This window comes from Variovorax sp. OAS795, assembly GCF_040546685.1.
Taxonomy (GTDB): Bacteria; Pseudomonadota; Gammaproteobacteria; order Burkholderiales; family Burkholderiaceae_C; genus Variovorax.
Window position 1 is genome coordinate 1,273,315 of sequence record NZ_JBEPOH010000001.1, and the last position, 22,246, is coordinate 1,295,560.

At 69.2% G+C, this 22,246-nt stretch carries 25 protein-coding genes and 1 other RNA gene; 15 read left to right on the top strand and 11 right to left on the bottom strand.

What is annotated here, in order from left to right:
- The first annotated feature begins 14 nt into the window (after positions 1-14).
- Positions 15-947 (top strand): LysR family transcriptional regulator, encoded by a 933-nt coding sequence (locus ABID97_RS06015; RefSeq protein ID WP_354397628.1) that lies wholly within the window; start codon positions 15-17, stop codon positions 945-947.
- Here ABID97_RS06015 and ABID97_RS06020 read toward each other — a convergent pair.
- Both ABID97_RS06020 and ABID97_RS06025 read right to left on the bottom strand, forming a co-directional pair.
- Positions 932-1,171, bottom strand: a complete 240-nt coding sequence (locus ABID97_RS06020) for a hypothetical protein (RefSeq protein ID WP_354397629.1) — start codon at positions 1,169-1,171, stop codon at positions 932-934. The two genes, ABID97_RS06015 and ABID97_RS06020, sit on opposite strands and share 16 nt — an antisense overlap.
- Before the next feature lie 60 nt (positions 1,172-1,231).
- Complete coding sequence (locus ABID97_RS06025) at positions 1,232-1,795, bottom strand: YbhB/YbcL family Raf kinase inhibitor-like protein (RefSeq protein WP_354397630.1); 564 nt, start codon at positions 1,793-1,795, stop codon at positions 1,232-1,234.
- A 120-nt stretch (positions 1,796-1,915) separates the two neighbouring features.
- Between ABID97_RS06025 and ABID97_RS06030 the strand changes: the two genes are divergently transcribed.
- The 6 genes from ABID97_RS06030 to htpX all read left to right on the top strand — a co-directional run bounded on the left by ABID97_RS06030 (position 1,916) and on the right by htpX (position 8,385).
- On the top strand, positions 1,916-3,169 hold the full coding sequence (locus tag ABID97_RS06030) for a putative DNA modification/repair radical SAM protein (protein ID WP_354397631.1): 1,254 nt from the start codon (positions 1,916-1,918) through the stop codon (positions 3,167-3,169).
- Between the two features lie 11 nt (positions 3,170-3,180).
- Positions 3,181-4,647: a UdgX family uracil-DNA binding protein gene (locus ABID97_RS06035; protein WP_354397632.1), complete on the top strand. Its 1,467-nt coding sequence runs from the start codon at positions 3,181-3,183 to the stop codon at positions 4,645-4,647.
- A gap of 100 nt (positions 4,648-4,747) precedes the next feature.
- Complete coding sequence (gene pyrC / locus ABID97_RS06040; protein ID WP_354397633.1) at positions 4,748-5,779, top strand: dihydroorotase; 1,032 nt, start codon at positions 4,748-4,750, stop codon at positions 5,777-5,779.
- On the top strand, positions 5,776-6,618 hold the full coding sequence (locus tag ABID97_RS06045; RefSeq protein ID WP_354397634.1) for an NYN domain-containing protein: 843 nt from the start codon (positions 5,776-5,778) through the stop codon (positions 6,616-6,618). The genes pyrC and ABID97_RS06045 overlap by 4 nt, the downstream gene beginning before the upstream one ends.
- Complete coding sequence (locus tag ABID97_RS06050) at positions 6,615-7,358, top strand: DUF3025 domain-containing protein (protein WP_354397635.1); 744 nt, start codon at positions 6,615-6,617, stop codon at positions 7,356-7,358. The genes ABID97_RS06045 and ABID97_RS06050 overlap by 4 nt, the downstream gene beginning before the upstream one ends.
- 151 nt (positions 7,359-7,509) lie before the next feature.
- Entirely contained in the window at positions 7,510-8,385 is an 876-nt protein-coding gene (htpX, locus tag ABID97_RS06055; RefSeq protein WP_354397636.1) for a protease HtpX, read from the top strand.
- 75 nt (positions 8,386-8,460) lie between these two features.
- On the opposite strand, the gene ABID97_RS06060 is transcribed toward htpX, so the two are convergent.
- From ABID97_RS06060 to cysK, 5 genes are all read right to left on the bottom strand, one after another.
- A complete protein-coding gene (locus ABID97_RS06060) occupies positions 8,461-8,886 on the bottom strand; it encodes a hypothetical protein (RefSeq protein WP_354397637.1) in 426 nt (141 codons plus the stop codon).
- 21 nt (positions 8,887-8,907) lie between these two features.
- Positions 8,908-9,714 carry a ProQ/FINO family protein gene (locus tag ABID97_RS06065; RefSeq protein ID WP_354397638.1) on the bottom strand — a complete coding sequence of 269 codons (807 nt, stop codon included), beginning with the start codon at positions 9,712-9,714 and terminating at the stop codon, positions 8,908-8,910.
- A 51-nt stretch (positions 9,715-9,765) separates the two neighbouring features.
- Positions 9,766-10,389: a flavin reductase family protein gene (locus ABID97_RS06070; RefSeq protein WP_354397639.1), complete on the bottom strand. Its 624-nt coding sequence runs from the start codon at positions 10,387-10,389 to the stop codon at positions 9,766-9,768.
- 12 nt (positions 10,390-10,401) lie between these two features.
- Entirely contained in the window at positions 10,402-12,042 is a 1,641-nt protein-coding gene (locus ABID97_RS06075) for an NAD(P)/FAD-dependent oxidoreductase (RefSeq protein ID WP_354397640.1), read from the bottom strand.
- A gap of 72 nt (positions 12,043-12,114) precedes the next feature.
- Positions 12,115-13,035, bottom strand: coding sequence for a cysteine synthase A (cysK, locus tag ABID97_RS06080; protein ID WP_354397641.1), 921 nt, complete (start codon positions 13,033-13,035; stop codon positions 12,115-12,117).
- A 101-nt stretch (positions 13,036-13,136) separates the two neighbouring features.
- Between cysK and rnpB the strand changes: the two genes are divergently transcribed.
- An RNA gene (rnpB, locus tag ABID97_RS06085) (RNase P RNA component class A) lies at positions 13,137-13,484 on the top strand.
- Positions 13,485-13,524: 40 nt separating this feature from the next.
- On the opposite strand, the gene ABID97_RS06090 is transcribed toward rnpB, so the two are convergent.
- Together ABID97_RS06090 and ABID97_RS06095 are read right to left on the bottom strand one after the other, a co-directional pair.
- Positions 13,525-14,235: an RNA pseudouridine synthase gene (locus ABID97_RS06090; RefSeq protein ID WP_354397642.1), complete on the bottom strand. Its 711-nt coding sequence runs from the start codon at positions 14,233-14,235 to the stop codon at positions 13,525-13,527.
- A complete protein-coding gene (locus ABID97_RS06095) occupies positions 14,232-15,908 on the bottom strand; it encodes an MBL fold metallo-hydrolase (protein ID WP_354397643.1) in 1,677 nt (558 codons plus the stop codon). The genes ABID97_RS06090 and ABID97_RS06095 overlap by 4 nt, the downstream gene beginning before the upstream one ends.
- Before the next feature lie 164 nt (positions 15,909-16,072).
- On the opposite strand from ABID97_RS06095, the gene ABID97_RS06100 reads away from it, so the two are divergent.
- Positions 16,073-17,041 carry a Bug family tripartite tricarboxylate transporter substrate binding protein gene (locus ABID97_RS06100; protein WP_354401679.1) on the top strand — a complete coding sequence of 323 codons (969 nt, stop codon included), beginning with the start codon at positions 16,073-16,075 and terminating at the stop codon, positions 17,039-17,041.
- A 110-nt stretch (positions 17,042-17,151) separates the two neighbouring features.
- Positions 17,152-17,352, top strand: coding sequence for a hypothetical protein (locus tag ABID97_RS06105; RefSeq protein ID WP_354397644.1), 201 nt, complete (start codon positions 17,152-17,154; stop codon positions 17,350-17,352).
- A gap of 76 nt (positions 17,353-17,428) precedes the next feature.
- Here the strand turns inward: ABID97_RS06105 and ABID97_RS06110 are convergent, their stop codons facing one another.
- A complete protein-coding gene (locus ABID97_RS06110; protein ID WP_354397645.1) occupies positions 17,429-17,935 on the bottom strand; it encodes a glycine zipper domain-containing protein in 507 nt (168 codons plus the stop codon).
- 183 nt (positions 17,936-18,118) lie between these two features.
- Here ABID97_RS06110 and ABID97_RS06115 point away from each other — a divergent pair, with 183 nt between their 5' ends.
- On the top strand, positions 18,119-18,856 hold the full coding sequence (locus tag ABID97_RS06115; RefSeq protein WP_354397646.1) for a hypothetical protein: 738 nt from the start codon (positions 18,119-18,121) through the stop codon (positions 18,854-18,856).
- Between the two features lie 25 nt (positions 18,857-18,881).
- On the opposite strand, the gene ABID97_RS06120 is transcribed toward ABID97_RS06115, so the two are convergent.
- On the bottom strand, positions 18,882-19,862 hold the full coding sequence (locus ABID97_RS06120) for an alpha/beta hydrolase (RefSeq protein WP_354397647.1): 981 nt from the start codon (positions 19,860-19,862) through the stop codon (positions 18,882-18,884).
- A gap of 233 nt (positions 19,863-20,095) precedes the next feature.
- Between ABID97_RS06120 and ABID97_RS06125 the strand changes: the two genes are divergently transcribed.
- The 4 genes from ABID97_RS06125 to ABID97_RS06140 are packed head-to-tail and all read left to right on the top strand — an operon-like array spanning position 20,096 to position 22,232.
- Entirely contained in the window at positions 20,096-20,470 is a 375-nt protein-coding gene (locus tag ABID97_RS06125) for an I78 family peptidase inhibitor (RefSeq protein ID WP_354397648.1), read from the top strand.
- 22 nt (positions 20,471-20,492) lie between these two features.
- Positions 20,493-20,642 carry a hypothetical protein gene (locus tag ABID97_RS06130; RefSeq protein ID WP_354397649.1) on the top strand — a complete coding sequence of 50 codons (150 nt, stop codon included), beginning with the start codon at positions 20,493-20,495 and terminating at the stop codon, positions 20,640-20,642.
- Positions 20,643-20,649: 7 nt separating this feature from the next.
- Positions 20,650-21,534, top strand: coding sequence for a diaminopimelate epimerase (gene dapF, locus ABID97_RS06135; RefSeq protein ID WP_354397650.1), 885 nt, complete (start codon positions 20,650-20,652; stop codon positions 21,532-21,534).
- Positions 21,531-22,232 (top strand): DUF484 family protein, encoded by a 702-nt coding sequence (locus ABID97_RS06140; protein WP_354397651.1) that lies wholly within the window; start codon positions 21,531-21,533, stop codon positions 22,230-22,232. The genes dapF and ABID97_RS06140 overlap by 4 nt, the downstream gene beginning before the upstream one ends.
- Positions 22,233-22,246 lie beyond the last annotated feature (14 nt).

Here is a 22,246-nt window from a genome sequence, read left to right on the forward strand (position 1 = left end):
ACACAATCGCGCGGATGGACCTGCAATCGCTGACCCTGCTGGTGGAAATCCTCGACGCGGGCAACCTGAGCGCCGCGGCGCGCCGGCTCAAGATGAGCCGGGCCAACGTCAGCTACCACCTGAACCAGCTGGAGCGCTCGGTCGGCGCGCAGCTGGTGCGCCGCACCACCCGCCGCGCCGAGCCGACCGAGATCGGGTTGCGGCTGTACCAGCACGGGGTCGCCATCCAGACCGAGCTGCTGGCCGCGAAAGAGTCGGTCACCACGCTGGGCGAGGGGCTGCAGGGCCGCGTGCGGCTGAGCGTGCCCAGCGGCTACGGCCAATTGGTCATGGCCGACTGGCTGATCGACTTCAAGCGGCAGTACCCCGGCATCGTGCTCGACGTGGTGTTCGAGAACCGCATCGAAGACCTGCTGCGCGACGAAGTCGACATCGCGGTGCGCGTGATTCCCGAGCCGCCGCAGAACCTGGTGGCACGCGACCTGGGGCCGGTGCGCTACGTGGCCTGCGCGTCACGAAGCTATGCAGAAAGGCATCCGCTGCCGGTGCAGCTGGACGAACTGCAGGCTGCACCGGTGGTCACGGCGGCAGTCATCGGCCGGCAGCTGCGCGTGTCGGCCTACCAGGGCCAGAATCTGGGCGTGGTCCGGCGCGAGGTGATCCTGGAGCCGACGCTGATTTCGGAGAACTTCCTGTTCCTGCGCCAGGCCGTTCTCGCGGGCCTGGGCATCGGCCTCGTGCCCGACTACGTGGTGCAGGAAGACGTGCGCAAGGGCGATGTGGTGACCACGCTCGACGACTGGCGCCTTTCGATCTTCGGCACGCAGATGTTCATGCTCTACATGCCCAACCGGCAGCACACGCGTGCGATCCGCACCTTCATCGACTTCATCCTCGAGCGCGTGCGTGCGCCCGGCGCGCAGCCGGCCGATCAGTCGCAGCGGTAGACCACCGGCCCGGCCGGCACCTGCGCGGCCGGGACTTCCGACCCCTCGGCGCTCAGGAACCGCATCGGTGCGCCGAAATTGCGGCAGTAGTTTTCGGCGTCTTGCGCGGTGGGCGACTTGAGCACGCCGTCGCTGAGAAAGGTCACCCGCGGCGCGGGCCGCGAAACGCAGCTTGCGGCGAGCAGGGCGGCAACGAGAACGAAGAGGGCAGCGGATCGGCGCATCGGAACTGCGCATCGCGGCGCACGGCGTGGGGTGAAGGAGGGAGGGCGAACCCCGCGACTTTAGCGGCTGTACAGCCCGACCACGCTCTGGCCGCCCAGCGCATGGCCCTTGAGCGCCGCCAGCAGCGCATCGCGCGTGAGACCGGCTGGCAGCGCGCCCGGCGCCAGGTCGGAGGCCACCACGGTCAGCGTGTAGTGGTGCGGATGGTCGCCGACCGGCGGGCACATGCCGCGGTAGGCCGTTGCGCCGGCCACGTTGGTGCCGACCGTGAAGCCGCCAGCCTCGTTCGCCTTGAGCTCACCCCGCTCGGCCGGGATGTTGTAGGCCACCCAGTGCGAGACGCCCAGGCCCAGCGCACCGTCCGGGTCCGACAGCAGCACGGCGACCGACTTCGCCTTGGCGGGCAGCTGCGTCCAGGCCACGGGCAGCGAAACGTTCTTGCCGCCGCAATCACCGAGGCCGGCATAGGGGGCGGGAATGACGCCGTTGTCGGCAAAGGCGGTCGAGGTGACCTTCATGCCGGTGGGCGCCTTGCCGCCAGGGGCGGGCGCCATGGCGCCGCAGCCGGCGAGAAGGGCCGCGATGGCCGGGAGCGAGAGAAGAGCGAGGTGCGGGGAGGACATGCCGCCGAGCGTAGCCCAAGGTTCGGAAGCGGCGCAATGCGCGCGGGCGGCTTTCGCCTTCTTCCCACAGGGGCCATGCAAAACTGTATATAAATACAGTATCTTCTGCCCGGAATTGTCGTGGACCTCCAGCGCAAACTCGCCATCCTCGCGGACGCCGCCAAGTACGACGCCTCCTGCGCGTCCAGCGGCTCGCAGCCGCGCGACTCGGTCGGCGGCCGCGGCATCGGCTCGACCGAGGGCGCCGGCATCTGCCACAGCTACGCACCCGACGGGCGCTGCATCTCGCTGCTCAAGGTGCTGCTCACCAACCACTGCCAGTACGACTGCCTCTACTGCGTCAACCGTGCGTCGAGCAACGTGCCGCGCGCGCGCTTTCGCGTCGAGGAGGTGGTGCAGCTCACGCTCGACTTCTACCGCCGCAATTGCATCGAGGGGCTGTTTCTCTCCAGCGGCATCGTCAAGTCGCCCGACCACACGATGGAGCAGGTGGTCGAGGTGGCGCGTGCGCTGCGCGAAGACCACGACTTCCGCGGCTACATCCACCTGAAGACCATTCCCGATGCGAGCGACGAGCTCATCGCGCGCGCCGGCCGCTATGCCGACCGCCTGAGCATCAACGTCGAGATGCCGACCACCGAGGGCCTGCGCGCGCTTGCGCCCGAGAAGGACGAAAGCGCCATCCGCCGCTCGATGGCGCGGCTGCGCCTGCGCATCGACGACACGCGCGAGGAGGCGCGCCGCGTGGTGCCCATCCGCGCGCTGCCCGGCGCGGCGCCCGCCGCCGCAAAGCCGCCGCCTTTCGCGCCCGCCGGCCAGAGCACGCAGATGATCGTGGGCGCCGATGCGACGGACGACCGGCGCATCCTCGCCTCCAGCGCCACGCTCTACGGCGCCTACAAGCTCAGGCGCGTGTACTACTCCGCCTTCAGCCCCATTCCCGATGCCGCACGCGCGTTGCCGCTGGCCGCGCCGCCACTGATGCGCGAGCACCGGCTCTACCAGGCCGACTGGCTCATGCGCTTCTACGGCTTCGACCACCAGGAGATCGTGGCCGAGCCCGACGGACTGCTGCGGCTCGATGTCGATCCCAAGCTGGCCTGGGCGCTCGCGCATGCCGACCGCTTTCCGGTCGACCTGAACCATGCGCCGCGCGAAATGCTCCTGCGCGTGCCGGGGCTCGGCGTGAAGGCGGTCGAGCGGCTGCTGCAGGCGCGGCGCGTGCGACGGGTGCGCGCGGACGACCTTCGGCGGCTGCACGTGCCAGCGCGCAAGGTGCTGCCGTTCGTGGTGGCCGACAGGCACCGGCCGGCGCCGGGCGCTCCGGTGATTTCGCCGGAACCGCCGCGCGCGGCACAAGCTTCGTTGTTCTGAGCGCGACCGCCATGCAAGTTCAAGTGCGGCTCGACGACGCGACCGATCTCGGCGCCTTCCGCCGCCATGCGCGGCAGCTGCTCGCCGCGGGCGTGCCGCCGGAACGCGTCGAATGGAGCGCGGCGCAGGCAGCCGGCGAAGCCGCCGACCTGTTCGGCGAAGCGGGCGCGGCCACGCTTCCCGCAGCAACTGCCGCCGCGGCGCCGCTGGCCGTGCCCCCATGGTTCGTCGAACTGTGCGGCGACGTGATCCTGCACCGCGAGCCGCAGCGCCATGCACTGCTGTACCGCCTGCTGTGGCGCCTCGCGCACGAGCCCGCGCTGCGGCACGACCCGCTCGATGCCGACCTGATGCAAGCCCGGCAGATGGCCAAGGCCGTGCACCGCGACATCCACAAGATGCGTGCCTTCGTGCGCTTCACCCGCGTGGTGGGCAATGACGGCGTGGAGCGCCATGTGGCGTGGTTCGAGCCCGACCATCACATCGTCGAGGCCAACGCGCCGTTCTTCGCGCGCCGCTTCGCGCAGATGCGCTGGGCCATCCTCACGCCCGAGCGCTGCGTCGAGTGGAACGGCCAGGCGCTCGCATTCCGCGAGGGCGCCGACCGCCGCGAGAAGCCGCCGCCCGATGGCGGCGAGCAGCTCTGGCTCACCTACTACGAACACATCTTCAACCCCGCGCGGCTCAAGCTCGCGGCCATGCGGCGCGAAATGCCGCGCCGCTACTGGCACAACCTCCCGGAGGCGGCGCTGATCCAGCCCCTTGCCGATGCCGCGGAGGCGCGCAGCCAGTCGATGATCGAGGCGCCGCCCACCGCGGCGCGCCGCATCCGCGCACCCATCCCGCTGCACCTGCGGCCGCCCGAAGGCGCGGCGCCCGCGGATCTCGGCGAGCTGCGCGCGGCGGCGCATGCCTGCCGCGCGTGCCCCATCGGCGCACTCGCCACCCAGGCCGTGTGCGGCGAAGGCCTGATCGCGCCGCAGCACATGCTGGTCGGCGAGCAACCCGGCGACCAGGAGGACCTGGTTGGCCGCCCCTTCGTCGGTCCCGCCGGCCAGCTGCTCGACCGCACGATGGCGCAGCTGGGCTGGGCGCGCGAGACCGTCTACCTGGCCAATGCCGTGAAGCACTTCAAGTACGAACTGCGTGGCAAGCGCCGCATCCACAAGACCGCGGGCCAGCGCGAGGCCGAGGCCTGCGCCCACTGGCTCGAGAGCGAGATTTCGCTGGTCCGGCCCCAGGGGCTGGTGGCGCTCGGCGCAACAGCCGCGCGCGCCCTCTTGGGCCGGCCAGTGGCCGTGCAGGCCGAGCGCGGCGCGTGGCTGCACGAGCGCGGCGACGGCCGCCCCGTGTTCGTGACCCTGCATCCGTCGGCGCTGCTGCGCCTGCCCGATGCGGAGCGCGCCGAAGCCTTGGGGCGCTGGCGGGCCGAGCTCGCGTTGGCGCGCGATACGCTTCCTGCTGCCATCGCCGCATGAACGAACAGGGGAGAACCTGGCCGCGCTTGAAGAGTGCAGTGCCGGCGACGGCTGCTTCCTGCGAGAGAGTGCCGCAGCCCCGATGCGACAATTGCCGCTCATGACAGACACCCTCACCATCACCCGCCCCGACGACTGGCACCTGCACGTGCGCGACGGTGCCGCCCTCGAAGCCGTGGTGCCCCACAGTGCGCGCCAGTTCGGCCGCGCGCTGATCATGCCCAACCTGCGGCCACCCGTGACCACCGCGGCACAGGCCATGGCCTACCGCGATCGCATCCGCGCCGCGGTGCCCGAAGGCACGGCCTTCGAGCCCGTGATGTCGCTCTACCTGACCGACAGGCTCCCGCCCGAGGAAATCGCGCTTGCGGCCGAGGCCGGCGTGCGCGCGCTCAAGCTCTACCCGGCCGGCGCCACCACCAACAGCGATGCCGGCGTGACCGACATCCGCCACACCTACAAGACGCTCGAAGCCATGCAGAAGCACGGCCTGCTGCTGCTGGTGCACGGGGAGGTGACCGATCCGGCCATCGACCTGTTCGATCGCGAAGCCGTGTTCGTCGACCGCGTGATGATTCCGCTGCGCCGCGACTTCCCCGAACTCAAGGTGGTGTTCGAGCACCTCACGACCAAGGAGGGCGCTCACTACGTACGAGATGCGGGCCGCTTCACCGCCGCCACCATCACGGCGCACCACCTGCTGTACAACCGCAATGCGATCTTCACCGGCGGCATCCGCCCGCACTACTACTGCCTGCCCGTGCTCAAGCGCGAGACGCACCGCGTGGCGCTGGTCGAGGCGGCCGCGAGCGGGAGCGACCGGTTCTTCCTGGGCACCGACAGCGCTCCGCACCCCGCGCACCTGAAGGAGCACGCGCTCGGCTGCGCCGGCTGCTACACGGCGCTCACCGCCATCGAGCTCTATGCCGAAGCCTTCGACAGCGTGGGCGCGCTCGACAAGCTCGAGGGCTTTGCGAGCTTCCACGGCCCCGACTTCTACGGCCTGCCCCGCAACAGCGGCACCCTCACGCTGAAGCGCGAAAGCTGGAGGGTGCCCGAGACGGTGCCCTACGGCGACGCCACGCTCAAGCCGCTGCGCGGCGGTGAAACCATCGCGTGGAGACTCGCATGATCCCCACGCCGCGCGTGATGCTGCTGATCGACGCCGACAACGTCTCGGCCGACGTGATCGAGCAGGCCGTGCAGCGCACCATGGCGGAGCACGGCGCCATCCACGTGCGGCGCGCCTACTGCAACGCCGAAACTGCGCTCAAGCAGCAGGCGCTCTTCAAGCGGCTGTCGGTGCGGCCGATGGTCAATCTCTCGGCCGGCAAGAACAGCACCGACATCGCGCTCGCCGTGGATGCCACCGACCTCGTGATCGCCGAGCGCCCCGACGTGGTGGTGCTGGTGTCTTCCGATTCCGACTTTGCGCCGCTCGTGATTCGCCTGCGAGAAAAGGGCTGCCGCGTCTGCGGGCTCGGCCAGCAGGGCAAGACCGGCGAAGACACCGTGGGGGTGTACGACGAGTTCACCGACCTGCGGCACCACGGCGCGGCACTTGCGCCGCCCACCGCACCGGCCAGGAAGGCCGCGGCCCGGGTGGCCGCGAAGCGCGCACCGGCGGCCAAGACCGTCAAGACTGAAAAGACCGGCAAGACCGACAAGACCGACAAGACCGCGGCCACCCCGGCCCGCAAGGCCGCAGCCAAGACACCGGCCCGCAAGACGGCCAAGGCCGCCAAGCAGCCGCAGGCGCCGTCCGAAGCGGCCGAGTTCATCCTGCAGGCGGCGCCCGCGCTGCGCAGCGGCGCCGACGTGCCGCTCAACGACGTGGCGCAGGCGTTGCGCGCGGCCGGGCTGCTCGGCAAGCACGGCAGTTCGCTCAAGCTGTTCGACAAGCTTCCGGCGGAGTTCACCGTGCTGCAGCACCCCGATCGCATTCGCTGGGCCGGGGCTCCGCTGCCTTGAGCCTGGCGGCGATCGACTGGGCGCAGCCCTGGCTCGCGCCCTATCGTGCCATCGGCGAAGCGGCGGCACACGCCGCGCTCGGTTCATCCGTCGCGACGGCGCTGCAGCAGGGCGCCAGGCCGCCGCTCGCGCCCGACTTCGTGCCGCAGCCGGACCTGCCCCAGGGCCGCGCCTACGAAGCCCACATCTTCGAGACCGGCAGCGTGCCGACGCGCGACAACCTGCACGACTTCTTCAACGGGCTGGTCTGGCTCGCCTTTCCGGCGACCAAGCACCGCCTGAACGAACTGCAGGCCGCGGAGATCGCCCGCAACGGCATCGCGTCCACGCGCGGGGCGCTGCGCGATGCGCTCACACTCTTCGACGAGAACGGCGCGCTGCTCGATGCACCTGCTGCTTTGTGGAACGCATTGGCTGCGCGCGACTGGCATGCACTCTTCGTGACGCAGCGCGCGCTGTGGTCCGAGGCGCGCCTCGTCGTGTTCGGCCATGCACTGCTCGAAAAACTCACTGCGCCTCGAAAGGCCCTCACCGCCCACGTGCTGCTGCTACCGCCTTCGCGGGCATGCGGCACGCCGGCGGCGCTCGACGACCGGGCGCTGGCGCGCAGCCTGGACGCGGACCATCTCGCGCGCAAACCCTTCGTTCCGCTGCCGGTGCTCGGCGTGCCGGGCTGGTGGGCGGGCAACGCGGCGCCGGGGTTCTACGACGATCCCAAGGTCTTCCGCCCCGGTCCGTAGAACTTTTGCTCCTATCATCGCTCTACCCGCCAGCCGCGGCGTGGCTCTTCCAGAATCCGAACAACACAGGAAGAGCGCCATTTTCTGCACGGCTTGAAGAGGGCCATCCGGTCCTCATCTACGCGGCAGCATTCCCCACGGAGAATTCAACTTGAAACGTATCCTTCTGTTCGTTTTGACCAACGTGATGGTCGTGGCAGTGCTGGGCATCGTCGCCAGCCTGCTCGGCGTCAACCGCTATCTCACGGCCAACGGGCTGAACCTGACCGCGCTGCTCGGCTTTGCGCTGATCATGGGCTTCGGCGGCGCGATCATCTCGCTGCTGATCAGCAAGCCGATGGCCAAGTGGACGACCAAGCTGCACATGATCGACAACCCCCAGACGCCCGACGAGGCCTGGATCGTCGGCACCGTGCGCAAGTTCGCCGACAAGGCCGGCATCGGCATGCCCGAGGTCGGCATCTTCGAGGGCGAGCCCAACGCCTTCGCCACCGGCGCATTCAAGAACTCGTCGCTGGTGGCGGTGTCCACCGGCCTGCTGCAGGGCATGACGCGCGAAGAGGTCGAGGCCGTCATCGGCCACGAGGTGGCCCACATCGCCAACGGCGACATGGTCACGATGACGCTGATCCAGGGCGTGATGAACACCTTCGTCGTGTTCCTGTCGCGCGTGATCGGCTATGCGGTCGACAGCTTCCTGCGCCGCGGCGACGACCGTTCCTCGGGCCCGGGCATCGGCTACTACGTGAGCACCATCGTGCTGGACATCGTGCTGGGCTTTGCGGCCGCGATCGTGGTGGCCTGGTTCTCGCGCCACCGCGAGTTCCGCGCCGATGCCGGCTCGGCGGCGCTGATGGGGCAGAAGCAGCCGATGATGAACGCGCTCGCGCGGCTCGGCGGCCTGCCGGCCGGCGAGTTGCCCAAGGCGGTGCAAACCATGGGCATCACGGGCAGCATCGGCAAGCTGTTTGCCACGCACCCGCCGATCGAGGAGCGCATCGCGGCGCTGCAGAACGCCCGCGGCTGATATCGATCCGCCGCATCGAAAAAAGCCGCCATGGGAAACCGTGGCGGCTTTTTTGTGGGTGCCGCCGGGGCAGCGTCAGTACGAACGCAGCGAGATGCCCCAGCGCCCGGCCACCCGGGTTGCGATCCAGAGGTTGCGGTGCGTGCTCAGCACGGTGCCTGCCTCGTCCTCGCGCGTGTAGGCGACGATGAAATGCACCTTGTCGGCGCTGGCCAGCACCGCGTCCTTCGACTGGTAGCGCGTGCGGCGCCAGCCCGAAGCCCTGAGCTTCTCGAAGAAGTCCGCCGGGTGGTTGCCGGTCGCATGCCACTCGAGGCGTTCGGCGCCCGAGAGCATCAGGTGCGGAAAGTGAAGTTCGCGGTCCATGCCCGCGGTGTCGCAGGCATTGAAGCGCTCGGTGAAGCGGTCGAGGCAGGCGGAAGCTTCCCGGATCGCGTCCGCTTCGGCCGCGCTGCCGGAGGCCGGCGGCGCGACGAAATCGGAGAAGCGGGTCACGGGCATCGAATACGCGAGGCAGGCGGTTCAGGCCGCCGGAGGCGCCTCGGGCCGCTCGGCCCGCGCGCGTGCGAGCGTTCGCGCCACTTCGCCGGCATCCATGCCGTACATCTCGGCAAATTCTTGCTCGCTGCTGCGGCCGCTGGCTTCGAAGGCGCGCAACAGCGCTTCGCGCTTGGCTGCTTCGCGGGCCAGTTCGGCCAGCGCCTCGTCGAGCACCGCATTGGTTTCCTCGTCGCGCGAACGCACCAGCACGGCGTAGGCTTCGCGGTCCAGGCCCGAGGCTTCCACGGCCCGGGCGATGCGCGCCACCAGCTGCGGACGCAGGTCTTCGCCGCTGCGCTGGGCGCGGCGCCGGTGCAGCTCGAGGATGGCGTGGTGCACATGCTCCGGTGCCACGGGCTCGACCACGGTGCCGTCCAGGTCGTGGCGCGGATGGCCCGCGGCCACCGCTTCGAGGTAGCGCGTGGAGCGGGCGTGCAGGCCGAGCGCCACCTTCAGGTCGTCCTTCTTGAAGTCGTCCGGGTGCTTTTCGAGCAGGTCCTGGAACACGCCGAGCTTGAGCGGCAGGAAGCGCGCGCCGAACAGGTTCGGGTAGAGCTCGAAGAGTTTTTCCAGCGCGGGATGCACCTTGCGCGTTCGCGCGGGCTGCTGCGGCTGCTGTGCGGCCTGCCTGGGCTTCTGCTTTTGCTGCTGCTGCTGCCGGGGCTGGCGCGGCGGGCGCGGTGAACGGGGCGGGCGTCCATCGGCGGACGGCTGCTGCGGGGCGGCGCCCTCGGCTTCCGTCGGCTGGACTTCCTGGATTGCTTCTTGAGGCGTGGCGGTGTCGGTCATCGGTCGTTTCTTGTCAGGTTGCAGCAGCGGAAAAAATGCGGTTGCGCGCGCTCAGCGCGGGCGGAACATCTTGAAGAGATTGTCGGGGCTGATCTCGAAATAGTCGGCCGGGCCGCCGCCGCGCAGGATCGGCTGCGCCGCGGCGGTGTCGTAGATGCCGTCTTTCAGCAGGTGCCGCGCGATGTGCACGCCCACCACTTCGCCGAGGATCAGCCAGGTGGGCACGGGCACACCGTCCACGCCTTCGAGCTGCAGCACCTGCGTGAGCCGGCATTCGAAGGAGACCGGGCTCTCGGCCACGCGCGGCACCGCGATGTTGCGCGAGGCTGCGGGCGTGAGCCCGGCGAGCTCGAACTCGTTCACCTCGGGCGGCACGGCCGCGCACGACTGGTTCATCTGCCCGGCGAGCGGCCGCGTCGCAAGGTTCCAGCCGAACTCGCGCGTCTGGCGGATGTTGTGCAGGCTGTCCTTGGCGCCGATGCTCGCAAAGCCGACGATCGGCGGCGTGTAGTTGAAGGCGTTGAAGAAGCTGTAGGGCGCGAGATTGAGCAGGCCATTGGCGTCCTGCGACGAGATCCACCCGATCGGCCGAGGACCGACCATCGCGTTGAACGGATCGTGCGGCAGGCCATGGCCCTGGGCGGGCTCGTAGAAATGGAAGTCGTCGTTCGGCATGGCAGCGGCTCCTCAGGTTCCGACGACGCTGCGCGCCACGGCTTCGGCCACCTTGATGCCGTCCACGCCGGCCGACAGGATGCCGCCCGCGTAGCTCGCCCCTTCGCCGGCCGGGTACAGCCCGCGCACGTTGAGGCTCTGGAAGTCGTCGCCGCGCGTGATGCGAATCGGCGACGAGGTGCGCGTCTCCACGCCGGTCAGCACCGCGTCGTGCAGGTCGAAGCCCTTGATCTTGCGGCCGAAGGCGGGAAAGGCCTCGCGCATCGCCTCGATGGCGTAGGCGGGCAGCGCCTGGTGCAGGTCGGTGGGCGTGACGCCGGGCTTGTACGACGGCATCACGCTGCCGAGCGCGGTCGAGGGCTTGCCGGCGATGAAGTCGCCCACCAGCTGGCCGGGCGCACGGTAGTCGCCGCCGCCGAGCACGAAGGCGTTCGATTCGAGCTCGCGCTGCAGCGCGATGCCGGCGAGCGCATCACCGGGGGCCTCGGCCGTCCAGCCCGGAAAGTCGCGCGGGTCAATGCCCACCACGATGCCCGCGTTGGCGTTGCGCTCGTTGCGCGAATATTGGCTCATGCCGTTGGTGACCACGCGGCCGGGCTCGCTGGTGGCGGCCACCACCGTGCCGCCCGGGCACATGCAGAAGCTGTAGACCGAGCGTCCGTTGCTGGCGTGGTGCACCAGCTTGTAGTCGGCCGCCCCGAGCAGCGGATGGCCCGCGTGGCGGCCCCAGCGCGCGCGGTCGATCAGGCCCTGCGGATGCTCGACCCGAAAGCCGATGGAGAAGGGCTTGGCCTCGATGTGCACGCCGCGCGCGTGCAGCATCTCGAAGGTGTCGCGAGAGCTGTGGCCGAGCGCCATGACCACGTGGTCGGCGCGCAGTTCGCTCGTCTGGCCGGTGGCCTGGTCGAGAACCGTGAGGCCGCGCAGGTGGCCGTTGTCGATCTGCACGTCGGTCACGCGCTGCTCGAAGCGGATCTCGCCGCCCAGCGACACGATCTGCTCGCGGATGTTCTCCACCACCTTCACCAGCTTGAAGGTGCCGATGTGCGGATGCGCGACGTAGAGGATTTCGGGCGGCGCGCCGGCCTTGACGAACTCCTCCATCACCTTGCGGCCGAGGAAGCGCGGGTCCTTGATCTGGCTGTAGAGCTTGCCGTCCGAAAAGGTGCCGGCGCCGCCTTCGCCGAACTGCACGTTCGACTCGGGATTGAGCGTGCTCTTGCGCCACAGGCCCCAGGTGTCGCGGGTGCGCTGGCGCACGGTCTTGCCGCGCTCCAGCACGATGGGCCTGAAGCCCATCTTCGCGAGCATCAGCGCGGCAAAGATGCCGCAGGGACCGAAGCCGATCACCACGGGCCGGGGCGCGCCTTCGGGCGCCTGCGCCGGCGGCGTGTAGCGCATGTCGGGCGCGGGCTGGATGTGCGGATGGCCGGCATGCCTCGCGAGCAGCGCGGCTTCGAGCGATGCATCGGCCAACTGCACGTCGACGATGTAGACCTGCAGCAACTGCGGCTTGCGCGCATCGAAGCTGCGCTTGAACACCTTGAACTCGCGCACGCCGGAAACCGGCGTGTCGAGGGCGTTGGCGATGGCTTGGGGGAGGGCCGCGTCGTCGTGGTCGAGCGGCAGTTTGATTTCTGAAATTCGCAGCATGTCGTTGGGGCTTGTATTTATCAAGCAGCCAGCGATTTTACGCGCGCGGGGCGCTATGAAAGAGATAGCTGGTCAGGCTGGGAGGAAGCCTTCGACCGACAGGTAGCGTTCGCCGGTGTCGTAGTTGAAGCCCAGCACCACCGCATTGGGCGCCAGCGAGGGCAGCTTCTGCGCAATCGCGGTGAGCGTGGCGCCGGAAGAAATGCCCACGAGGATGCCTTCCTCCACGGCGCAGCGGCGCGCCATTTCGCGCGCCGGCTCGGCGTCGACCTGCAGCACGCCATCGAGCAGCGAGGTGTCGAGGTTCTTCGGAATGAAGCCCGCGCCGATGCCCTGGATCGGATGCGGCGACGGCGCGCCGCCCGAGATCACCGGCGACGCCACCGGCTCCACCGCGAACACCTGCAGCTTCGGCCACTTCTTCTTGAGCACCCGCGCCACGCCCGTGATGTGGCCGCCGGTGCCCACGCCCGTGATCAGCACGTCGATGCCGTCCGGAAAATCGGCCGCGATTTCCTCGGCCGTGGTGCGCATGTGCACTTCGACGTTGGCCGGGTTGTTGAACTGCTGCGGCATCCACGCGCCCGGGGTGCCGCCCACGATTTCCTCGGCGCGGGCGATGCAGGCCTTCATGCCGCCCGCGCGCGGCGTCAGGTCGAAGGTGGCGCCATAGGCGAGCATCAGGCGGCGGCGCTCGATCGACATGCTGTCGGGCATCACCAGGACCAGCTTGTAGCCCTTCACCGCCGCCACCATGGCCAGGCCGATGCCCGTGTTGCCCGAGGTCGGCTCGACGATGGTGCCGCCCGGCTTCAGCGCGCCCGATTTCTCGGCGTCCTCGACCATCGACAGCGCGATGCGGTCCTTGATGGAGCCGCCGGGGTTGGCGCGCTCGGACTTGATCCACACCTGCTGCTTCGCATTGCCGAACAGGCGGTTGATGCGGATGTGCGGCGTGTTGCCGATGGTCTGGAGGATGTTCTGGGCTTTCATTGGGTCTCCTGTGGCTTTGTAGGGGAGGCGGGTCGGTCGAGGTGCCATTGTGGAACGCCGCGCCGGCGGATGCGAGGGGATCAGGCGATAATTGCGCCCGTGAAGCACGCCAGACCGCCGCTGGTGCAAGCCCGCAAGGGGCGACGCCGCAAGGCGCCGCGTCGAAAGACCGCACTGGAGGAACGTCCGGACTGCACAGGACAGCGCAGGAGTTAACGACTCTCCACCGTGAGGTGAGGATCAGAGCAACAGAGACGAGCCGATTCAGTTCGGGTGAAACGGGCAATCTCTGCGCGCAGCAACACCAAGTAGGCCAGTATCGAGGTGGTTCCGCTGAGCTGGCGGGTAGGTGGCATCGAGCCGCTTGGCGACAAGCGGCCCAGAGTAATGGCGGTCACGTTGAGGGAAACTTCAACGCACAGAATCCGGCTTATCGGCGGGCTTCACACTTTTTCTTTCGCCGGCGTCATCACGCCGGCGCGTCTCGCCTCAGAAGCGTTCGTGCGGCGATAGATAGCGCCACTGCCCGGGCTCCAGGCCCGCCAGCGGCACGCGCCCGATGCGGATGCGCCGCATCGCGAGAATGCGCAGCCCCGTGTCGTCGCACAGGTGCGCGATCTGGCCCGGCCGCGCGCCCTTGAGCGCAAAGCGCAGGCCGGTCCGGTCGTCGGACTGGCGGCCGATGCTCACACGCGCGGGCGAGCGCTCGAAGCGCACCAGCTGCTCGGGGCTGACCGGGCCCGCCACGTCGACCATCACTTCATGCTCGAGCACGCCCGCGTCTTCCTGCAGCTTGCGCTCGATGCGCCATTCCTGGGTGTAGACCACGAGCCCGCTGGCGCCGGCTTCCAGCGGCGTCATGCAGCGCTGCGCCTTGGCATGCGCCGGCAAAAAGCGCATGCCCGCGCGCTCGGGTTCGTGGTGGTTGGCGGCCACCAGCAGCCGATGCGCGGTGTCGGTCGGCATGCCGGCTGGCTTGTGCAGCAGCAGGGTGACGGCCACCACCGGCTCCGGCTTGGCGCCGGGCTCGATCTCGACCTTCTGGTGGTCCTGCACGCGCGACTGCGGCAGCAGCGCCGGCACGCCATCGACGCGCACCGCGCCATTCTCGATAAGCAGCTCGGCCTCACGGCGCGAACAGCCGGCGAGCGCGGCCACGCGCTTGGCAAGCCGGATCCCTTCTTCGCCGGGACGGTTCATGGGGCGGATGCCAGTTGCCGGATGCGCGCCACATGCGCCGCCAGCGAGCGGGCCGCCACCGGCCACATGCGCTGGGGCACGTCGTCGTAGGCAAGCGGCAGCCAGTCTTCGGGCGTACCTTGGGGGAGTTTCTTCATGGCGGATGCAATCTTGGCTTCGCGCTTCAGGCGATGCGCCTTGAGCTGCGCAATGGCGGCGCGGGCGCTGCCGATCACGTAGCCATGCGCGGGAAAAATGAAGTCGATGCCGCCTGCTTCGCAGGCCGCGTCGAGCTTGTCGAGCGATTCGAGGTACGCGTTCATGTCGCCGTCGGGCGGATCGATTACCGTGGTGCTGCCGTTCAGGATGTGGTCGCCGGAGAACAGCAGCCCGTCTTCCTCCAGCACCAGGCACAGGTGGTTGGCGGCATGCCCCGGCGTGTGGATGGCGCGCAGGGTGTGGGTGATGCGCTCGCCGTCGGCCGTGGCGCCCGAGAGCACGAGCCGCTCGCCGTCGCCGAGTTCGCGTTCCGGCGCAAAGCGCGCCGACGAGCGCGCGGTCGGCGCCGAAGACAGCCCGAGGATCGGCGGCTTCATCCCCTTGCACAGGGCCTGCAGCGGCGCGGCGCCCGGCGAGTGGTCGGCATGCGAATGGGTGCACACGATCATGCGGATGTCGCCCTGCGCGGCGTGCCAGATCCGGCCGATGTGTCCGGCATCGTTCGGTCCCGGGTCGATCACGAGGTAGCCCGTGGCCGCGTCGCCGACGATGTAGCTGTTGGTGCCGGGGCCGGTCATGGCGCCGGCATTGGGCGCGGTGAGGCGCTGCACGTTCTTGAGCAGCGGCACCGGCCGCTCGCTCTGCCAGTCGAGCGCGTGCAGCATCTGGCCATCGGGGCAGACCAGCGCGAGCTCGCCATAGGGCGACTCGGTTTCCATGTAGCGCGCTTCCTGCCCGGCGAGCAGCCCGGCGCGCGGGCAGCTGGTCCACAGCGGCTGCTCGGCGCCGTCCGTGGGCGCGCAGGCTTGCAGCACCGCGTCGACGTCGGCATAGGCCGCCAGCCGCTGCAGCGTGCGCACCGTTGGAAAGATCATGAAGAAACTGCCCTGCGCATGGCGCGCGAGCGCATCGGCCGGCCGCACCCAGCAGGGCTCGAACTGCTCGCTCTCGTCGGCGGTGGGCACCTGGGCCTCGGGCATGCGCGCGACCAGGAAGGGCACGTCGAAGCGCCTGGGCAGGTCGCGGTCGGTGATCCAGTGCGCCAGGCTGAACACCTGGTCGGCCGCAAGCACCAGCTGGCGCTCTTCGCATTGCTCGACAAACGAAACGGGCGAGGCGGTGCTGCGGTCCATCGAGGCGATGTCTTCCATGCGCACGGGGCTGCCGTCCGCATGGCGCGCGAGCAGCACGCCGAGCTCCTCGAAGCCTTCGCGGATGGCCGTGATGGCCTGCGTCAGCTGGATGCCGCTTTGCGTGGGGCGGCACGCGGCAATGCGCTTGGCGGCCTCGTCGGCCGCATCGACCTGGCCGCCGGGAAATACGAAGGCGCCTGGCGCGAAGCTTGCAGTGCTCGAGCGGCGCGTCATCAGCACTTCGATGCCGGCCGCGGAATCGCGCAGCAGCAGCACGGTGGCTGCCGCGCGCAGGGGCGCGGGCTCGCGGGCGGGGTGGCGTTGTTGGGTGGGGCGGACCATGCGGCGATTATGGAGAGGTGATGCGGTGCGCCGGCATGGCGCATAAGCTCATTCCCGATCGGGCATGAGCCGCGCGCCACAATCGCGGGCTGCAACGCCCGCATCGAGGAAAGACAGTCATGACCCATTCTCCCTTTTCGCCTTCCTTCAGGCAGACCCTCCGCATGGCCGGTGCGACGCTGTGCGCAGCCCTGGCTGCTTCCACTACCTTTGCGCAGGGCGACTGGCCCCAGCAGCCGGTCACGCTGATCATGGGCTTTCCGGCCGGCTCCGGCGTCGACGTGGTGGCCCGCGCCATCCAGGAACCGCTGTCCAGGCAGTTGGGCAAGCCGGTCATCATCGACTACAAGTCGGGCGCCGCGGGCAATATTGCCAGCGAATACGTGGCGCACGCCAAGCCCGACGGCTACACGCTCTCGTTCGGCACCGCGGCCACGCACGGCAGCAATGCCGCGCTCTACAAGAAGCTGCCGTTCGACGTGGAGGCCGACTTCGTGCCGGTGGCGCCGGTGCTCGATGTCTCGAACGTGCTCACGATCAACCCGGACGTGATCAACGCGAAGACATTGAAGGAGTTCGTCGATCTCGTCAAGGCCAACCCCGGCAAGTACAACTACGCCTCCACGGGCAATGGCGCGGGCACGCACATGGCCTTTGCCGAGTTCAATTCGCGCCTCGGCCTGCAGATGGTTCACGTGCCCTACAAGGGCGGGCCGGAGGCCATCACGTCGGTGGTGCGCGGCGAGACCTGCTGCATCATGAACCAGGTGCAGACGGTGCTGCCGCACTACAAGGCCGGCAAGGTGCGCCTCCTGGGCGTGACCACGGCCGCGCCAGTGGCCGCCGTGAAAGAAGTCCCGACCATCGCCTCCAGCGGCCTCGCGGGAACCAGGGGCTTCGACAGCTCGATCTGGTTCGGCATCTTCGCGCCCAAGGGCACCGACGTGCAGATCGTCGAGAAGCTCAACGCCGCGGTGAAGGCCGTGCTCGAGCAGCCCGAGATCCGCGAGCGCTTCGAAAGCCAGGGCAACACCGTGCGCATCGAGTCGCCCGCGCAGTTCAGGAAGACCGTGCATGAGAACCGCGTGAAATGGGCCGAGGTGGCGAAGGCCGCGAACATCAGCATCGACTGACACGTTCCGGGGATGGCTTTCTGTCCGCAGGGGGGTATGCTGGCATTGCCGTCCAGAACGACGGCGAAAGGCAAAATTTGGACGCGGACCTCGGACTGGAATGCAATCCCATGCTACCGACCGGTTGGGCGTTCGAACTCCGCCTGCACCGGGACACGGCCGGCGACTTGATCGGCACGGGCCTGCTGCGGCTGCGTGGCGTGGACATGTGCCACTTCACGCTGGCCAGCCTCGACGCGGAGCGCGGCGAGGCGTTGCGGCGCATCCGGATCCGGATCGAGGCATGGCTGGCCGAGTGGCAGACCCGCTAGCGCGCTGGCAGGCCGCCCCATCAAAACAGAAACGGCCCTTTCGGGCCGTTTTCTTCTTCTCCTGCAGCGCTGGCGGTCAGAGCCCGTCGCGGTCCGAGTCGCCCGGGACCGCACGCTCCACGTTGTCGCTCACGCGCTGCCAGGCGTCGCGCGACGCGTGCTTGGCGCGCTCCCACTCGAGCGAAGAGCGCCCGCGCGCGGTGCCCCAGTCGCGTCCCAACTCGGGCTCGACGTCCTCGAACTTGCGATCCGGATAGCGCGAATAGGAATCGACGCCGTAGCGGTACGCCGGTGCATAGTCGTCGTAGCTCGATCCGCCGGTGACGTAGGAGCGCCCGGCGTAGTTGTCGCGCCAGTAGGCGTCCTCGGCGTCCGGATCGACCTTTGCCATGCGCCGGCCGGCCAGCGCCCCGGCGACCGCACCCACGGCGGCGCCCACGGCAGCCCCCACGGGGCCGGTCATGCCGCCGACGGCCGCGCCGGCGGCCGCGCCGCCCGCGACACCGCCCGCGACACCGCCGACCACGGCGCCGGCGCCGGTTGCGGCGGGGTGCGAATCTTCCTTGTCCTTGATATCAACCATTGAATGTCTCCTTGGTGAAAGGCGTTGAGGGGAGCACCAAAGTTGTACCTGGCATGCCCGAGCCGACAGCGCCAATGCGCTTGTCGGCATGAAGGGAGCGGACGGCACGGCATGACAGTGCGCACCTACAGTCCAAGCGGCCCGGCTGCTTGCGCGAACGCAGCGCTGACTACACTGGCCGCAATGAGCCCTTCCACATCCTTCGAGCGCGAGCCCGACCGCCTCGTTGCATGGTTCCGAAGCGGCGAGTCGATGCGCACCCGGAGCGTGGGCGGCGTGGTGCTGTCGGGCCGGGTCGAGGTGCCCGCGCCACCCGCGAGGCTGCTGGCCGATTGGGAGCGGGAGATCTCGCACATGGCGCTGGAACCCGGAGACGTCGAAGCCATGCCCCTGGCGCGCGCGCGTGCACGCTGGCCGGACTACCGGCGCTGCGTGCAGGCGGCGGCCGGCTGGACGCGCGCGCTCGGCCTGGAGGAGGTGCTGGCCTCCAGCGACGTCGCCCTCATGGCCTGCCGGGGCGCGCGGTACCACCATGACGGCGCGCAGTACGGCGCAGCAGCGTTCTGCAATCTCTTCGTGAGCGAGGACAAGGGGCTGGACGTGCACTTCCCTGGCACCGGCGATCGGATTGCGCTTGCGCGCGGCACGCTTCTCGTCTTCGATACCTGCCAGCCGCATGCCGTGGTCCGGCGTGGCGGCAGCGGCTTTCATGCCGCCGACTTCGGGCCGGGACAGGACTGCAGCCAGCTGTTCCTGACGTGGGAGCTTCCGGTCGAAGACGCGCACGTGGCGCGCGCGCTCCGGATTCGGTTCGATGTCGAGCCCGCCGCCCCCGCGCAGAGCGACGAGGAGCAGGTGCGCGTGAACGGCGAGCCGGCCAGCGTGTGCCCGGCATCCGGGCAATGGCGCCCGCCGGCCTGACTGCGCCGAAGCTGCGCGGACCTGGTCAAGGCAAAAGGCTTGCGATGGCCTCGGTGAACGAGGGAATGTCGGCCTGCGTGTGGGTTGTCTCGTAGGTCGCTTCCGTGAGCGACAGGCCCTCGTACCCGCGCGCCCGCAGCCGGTTGTACATGGCTTCCACGGGCCGGGAATTGCATTCGTCCGGATTGCCGCAGTGCGTGAGGATGAGCGTGGCGGGCAACGGCTTGCCACCGAGCGCATCGTGCATCTGCTGCTCGAGCGACTGGTACTCGGATTCCTGGTAGTCGAACGCGCTCTCGAACGACAGGTAGGCCGAGAAGGTCAGCGTGCCCGACGCGCCCTCGAGAAAAAGCGAGATGCCCGCCATGCTCCCGCTCAGCGAGAGGCCGGTCAGCACACGCTTTTTTACATCGGCGCGGTACCTCGTTTCAATGAAAGGCACCAGTTCGACGGTCAGGAACTCGTGGTACGCCCGCGCACCCGGCAGGGCGTAGTCCTCCTCGCGGCGCGCCGTGCCGCCGATGCCGACCAGGATCGCCTGCGTGCCGCGCTGTTCGAGGATGTCCCTGAAGTTCGAAAAGCGCGTGCCGGGCGGATTGAAGACCGCATCGCCATCCATCGCATAGATGACCGGATAGTTCCTCGAGTTGCCGTCGTAGGAGGCGGGAAGGTAGATCTCGAGCGAATAGGTCGCGCCTGTCTTGGCCGAAGTGATGGTCTCGGTGACGACACGGCTGGCCGGCGCGGGTTGTGGTTCGGACGGCGGCGCGGGTTCAGTCGGCGGAGGCGGTGACGGCGGCGGGGTGGCGGGCGCGTCGGGTGCGGGCGGCGCGGGAGGCGGTGCACTGGGCGGGTCGGCCGGCGGCGTGGTGGGTGCCACTGCCACGATCGGCAGCGCGCCGCCGCCGCCACCCCCGCCGCCGCCGCCGCCGCAACCCGATACGGCGAGCAGAAGCGCCCAACCTCCTGCGTAGACCCACGCACGCAACCTTGACCCAACCTGCATCGGAGTTCCTCGAACCTTGGTGTGAACAAAAGGCCCATCGGCGCCACGTTACGAAGAGTGAGCACCAACCAGACGACGGGCCTGTGTGTTCCAGAATGCCACGGGAGTCCGGCATGGAGCCCTGTTCCGCGGTAGATGGAATTCGAAAAAGCCGTATCAATTTTCCGCAGCCGAGCTACGGAGGCTGCAGCGCTACGATCGATGCAACTATGGCAACAGCAAGGGACCGCACCATGCGCATCGGACACCCACCTGGTTTCCTCCTCCAGCATTGGCGCGGCGCAATGGCCGCGGCCCTGTGCGCCGCGTCGCTGCTCACGGCCGGTTGCGAAACCGAACCCCGGTTCCGCCCCCTCACATCGGATGTGCCGCCGCCGCCGGTCTTCGTCACCGTGGCCGGCGAGGCCGATTGCCAGGCCGCCCAGGCGCGCTATGCGCTGGGGCGGTTGGCCGACGCGCCGCTGCTGGAAGAAATGCGCAACCGCACGGGGTCCCGGTCTGCGCGCACCGGACCGGCCGGCGCGCCGTTGCCGATGCCGGCGGATCCGGGGCGGCTCACGATCGACCTCGATGCAGAGGGGCGGATCGCCGGCGCCCGCTGCGGCTGACCTTATTCGCAATGATCCCGCGATGACCACGAAGACGCCCAGTCCCATCGCGCTCGGCTGGCGGTGTACCGCGCCAACCTTCATCCTGAACAGCGAGCGTTTCCGGGGCCAGGACCGGTTGGCGTTTCTGGACTGGGCCCCGGACCGGCTGCGCCACTCGCGCGGCGGATAATCCCGCCATGCGAATCCGCTTTACCAAGATGCAGGGAGCCGGCAACGATTTTGTCGTGCTCGACGAAACGCGCGGCTCGCTGGGCCTCACGGCCGCGCAATACCGCTTTCTGGCCGACCGCCACTTCGGCGTGGGTGCCGACCAGATCCTCACGGTGCGGCCGCCTTCCCCGGCTGCGGCCGAGGGCGTCGACTTTCAGTACGTGATCCACAACGCCGACGGCGGCGAGGTGGAGCAGTGCGGCAACGGCGCTCGCTGCTTCATGCGCTTCGTGCGCGAGCACCACCTGACCGAAAAGGACACGGTGCGCGTCGAAACGCTCGCCGGCATCATCGAGCCGCGCATGGGCGAAGACGGCCGGGTCACGGTCGACATGGGCCCGCCGGTCTTCGAGCCCGCGCGCGTGCCCTTCGACACCGCGGGGCTCGATCCGCAGCCCACGGGCGCGTGGCACACCTGGCACCTGGCGCTGGGCACCCGTGCCGGTTCGGCGATCGTCTCGGTGGCGGTGCTGTCCATGGGCAACCCGCATGCGGTGCAGCTGGTCGACAACGTCGATACGGCGCCGGTGGGCGAGCAGGGCCCGCTCATCGAGCACCATCCGCGCTTCCCGCAGCGGGTGAACGCCGGCTTCATGCAGGTGGTCGACCGCACGCACGCCAGGCTGCGGGTGTTCGAGCGCGGCGCGGGTGAAACGCTGGCCTGCGGCACCGGCGCCTGCGCGGCGGTGGTGGCGGGCATCCGGCTCGGCCTGCTGGACAACCGGGTCGACGTGCAGACGCACGGCGGCGTGCTCACCATCGGCTGGCAGGGCGAGGGAAGCCCGGTGCTCATGACGGGGCCGGCCACCACGGTCTTCGAGGGTGACATCGAGGTGCCAGAGCTGCCATGACCACCCCCACCAGAAACAACAAAGACGACGCAATGAACCCGATCACCGAAGACGACATCGCCAACTACCTGGCGAACACGCCCGATTTTTTCGAGCGGCACGCGCAACTGCTGGCGCAGGTGCAGCTCACCAGCCCGCACGGCAACCGCGCCGTGAGCCTGCAGGAGCGCCAGGCCGAGATGCTGCGCGAAAAGATCAAGGCGCTGGAGCATCGGCTGATGGACATGGTGCGCCACGGCACCGAGAACGTGGTGATCGCCGACCGCCTGCAGCGCTGGACCCGCGGCCTCCTGACCACGCGCGATCCGCGCAGCCTGCCTTACCGCATCGCGGTCGACCTGCAGTCGCTGTTCCTGGTGCCGCAGACAGCCATCAAGGTATGGGACTGCAGCGCCGACTACCTCAACGAGGCCTATGCCCAGTGGGTGAGCGACGACGTGAAGGCCCTGGCCACCTCGCTGACCTCGCCCTACTGCGGGCTCAATTCGGGCTTCGAGGCGGCCAAGTGGCTGCCCGAACCGGCCGGCGCCATGTCGATTGCGATGATTCCGCTGCGGCCCGATGCCGAATCGCCGGCCTTCGGCCTCCTGGTGCTGGCCTCGCCGGACGCACAGCGCTTCAACGCCGAAATGGGCACCGACTTTCTAGAGCGCATCGCCGAACTGGCTTCGGGCGCGCTGTCGCGGCTGCGGCCTTGAGCGGCCGGCGCCGG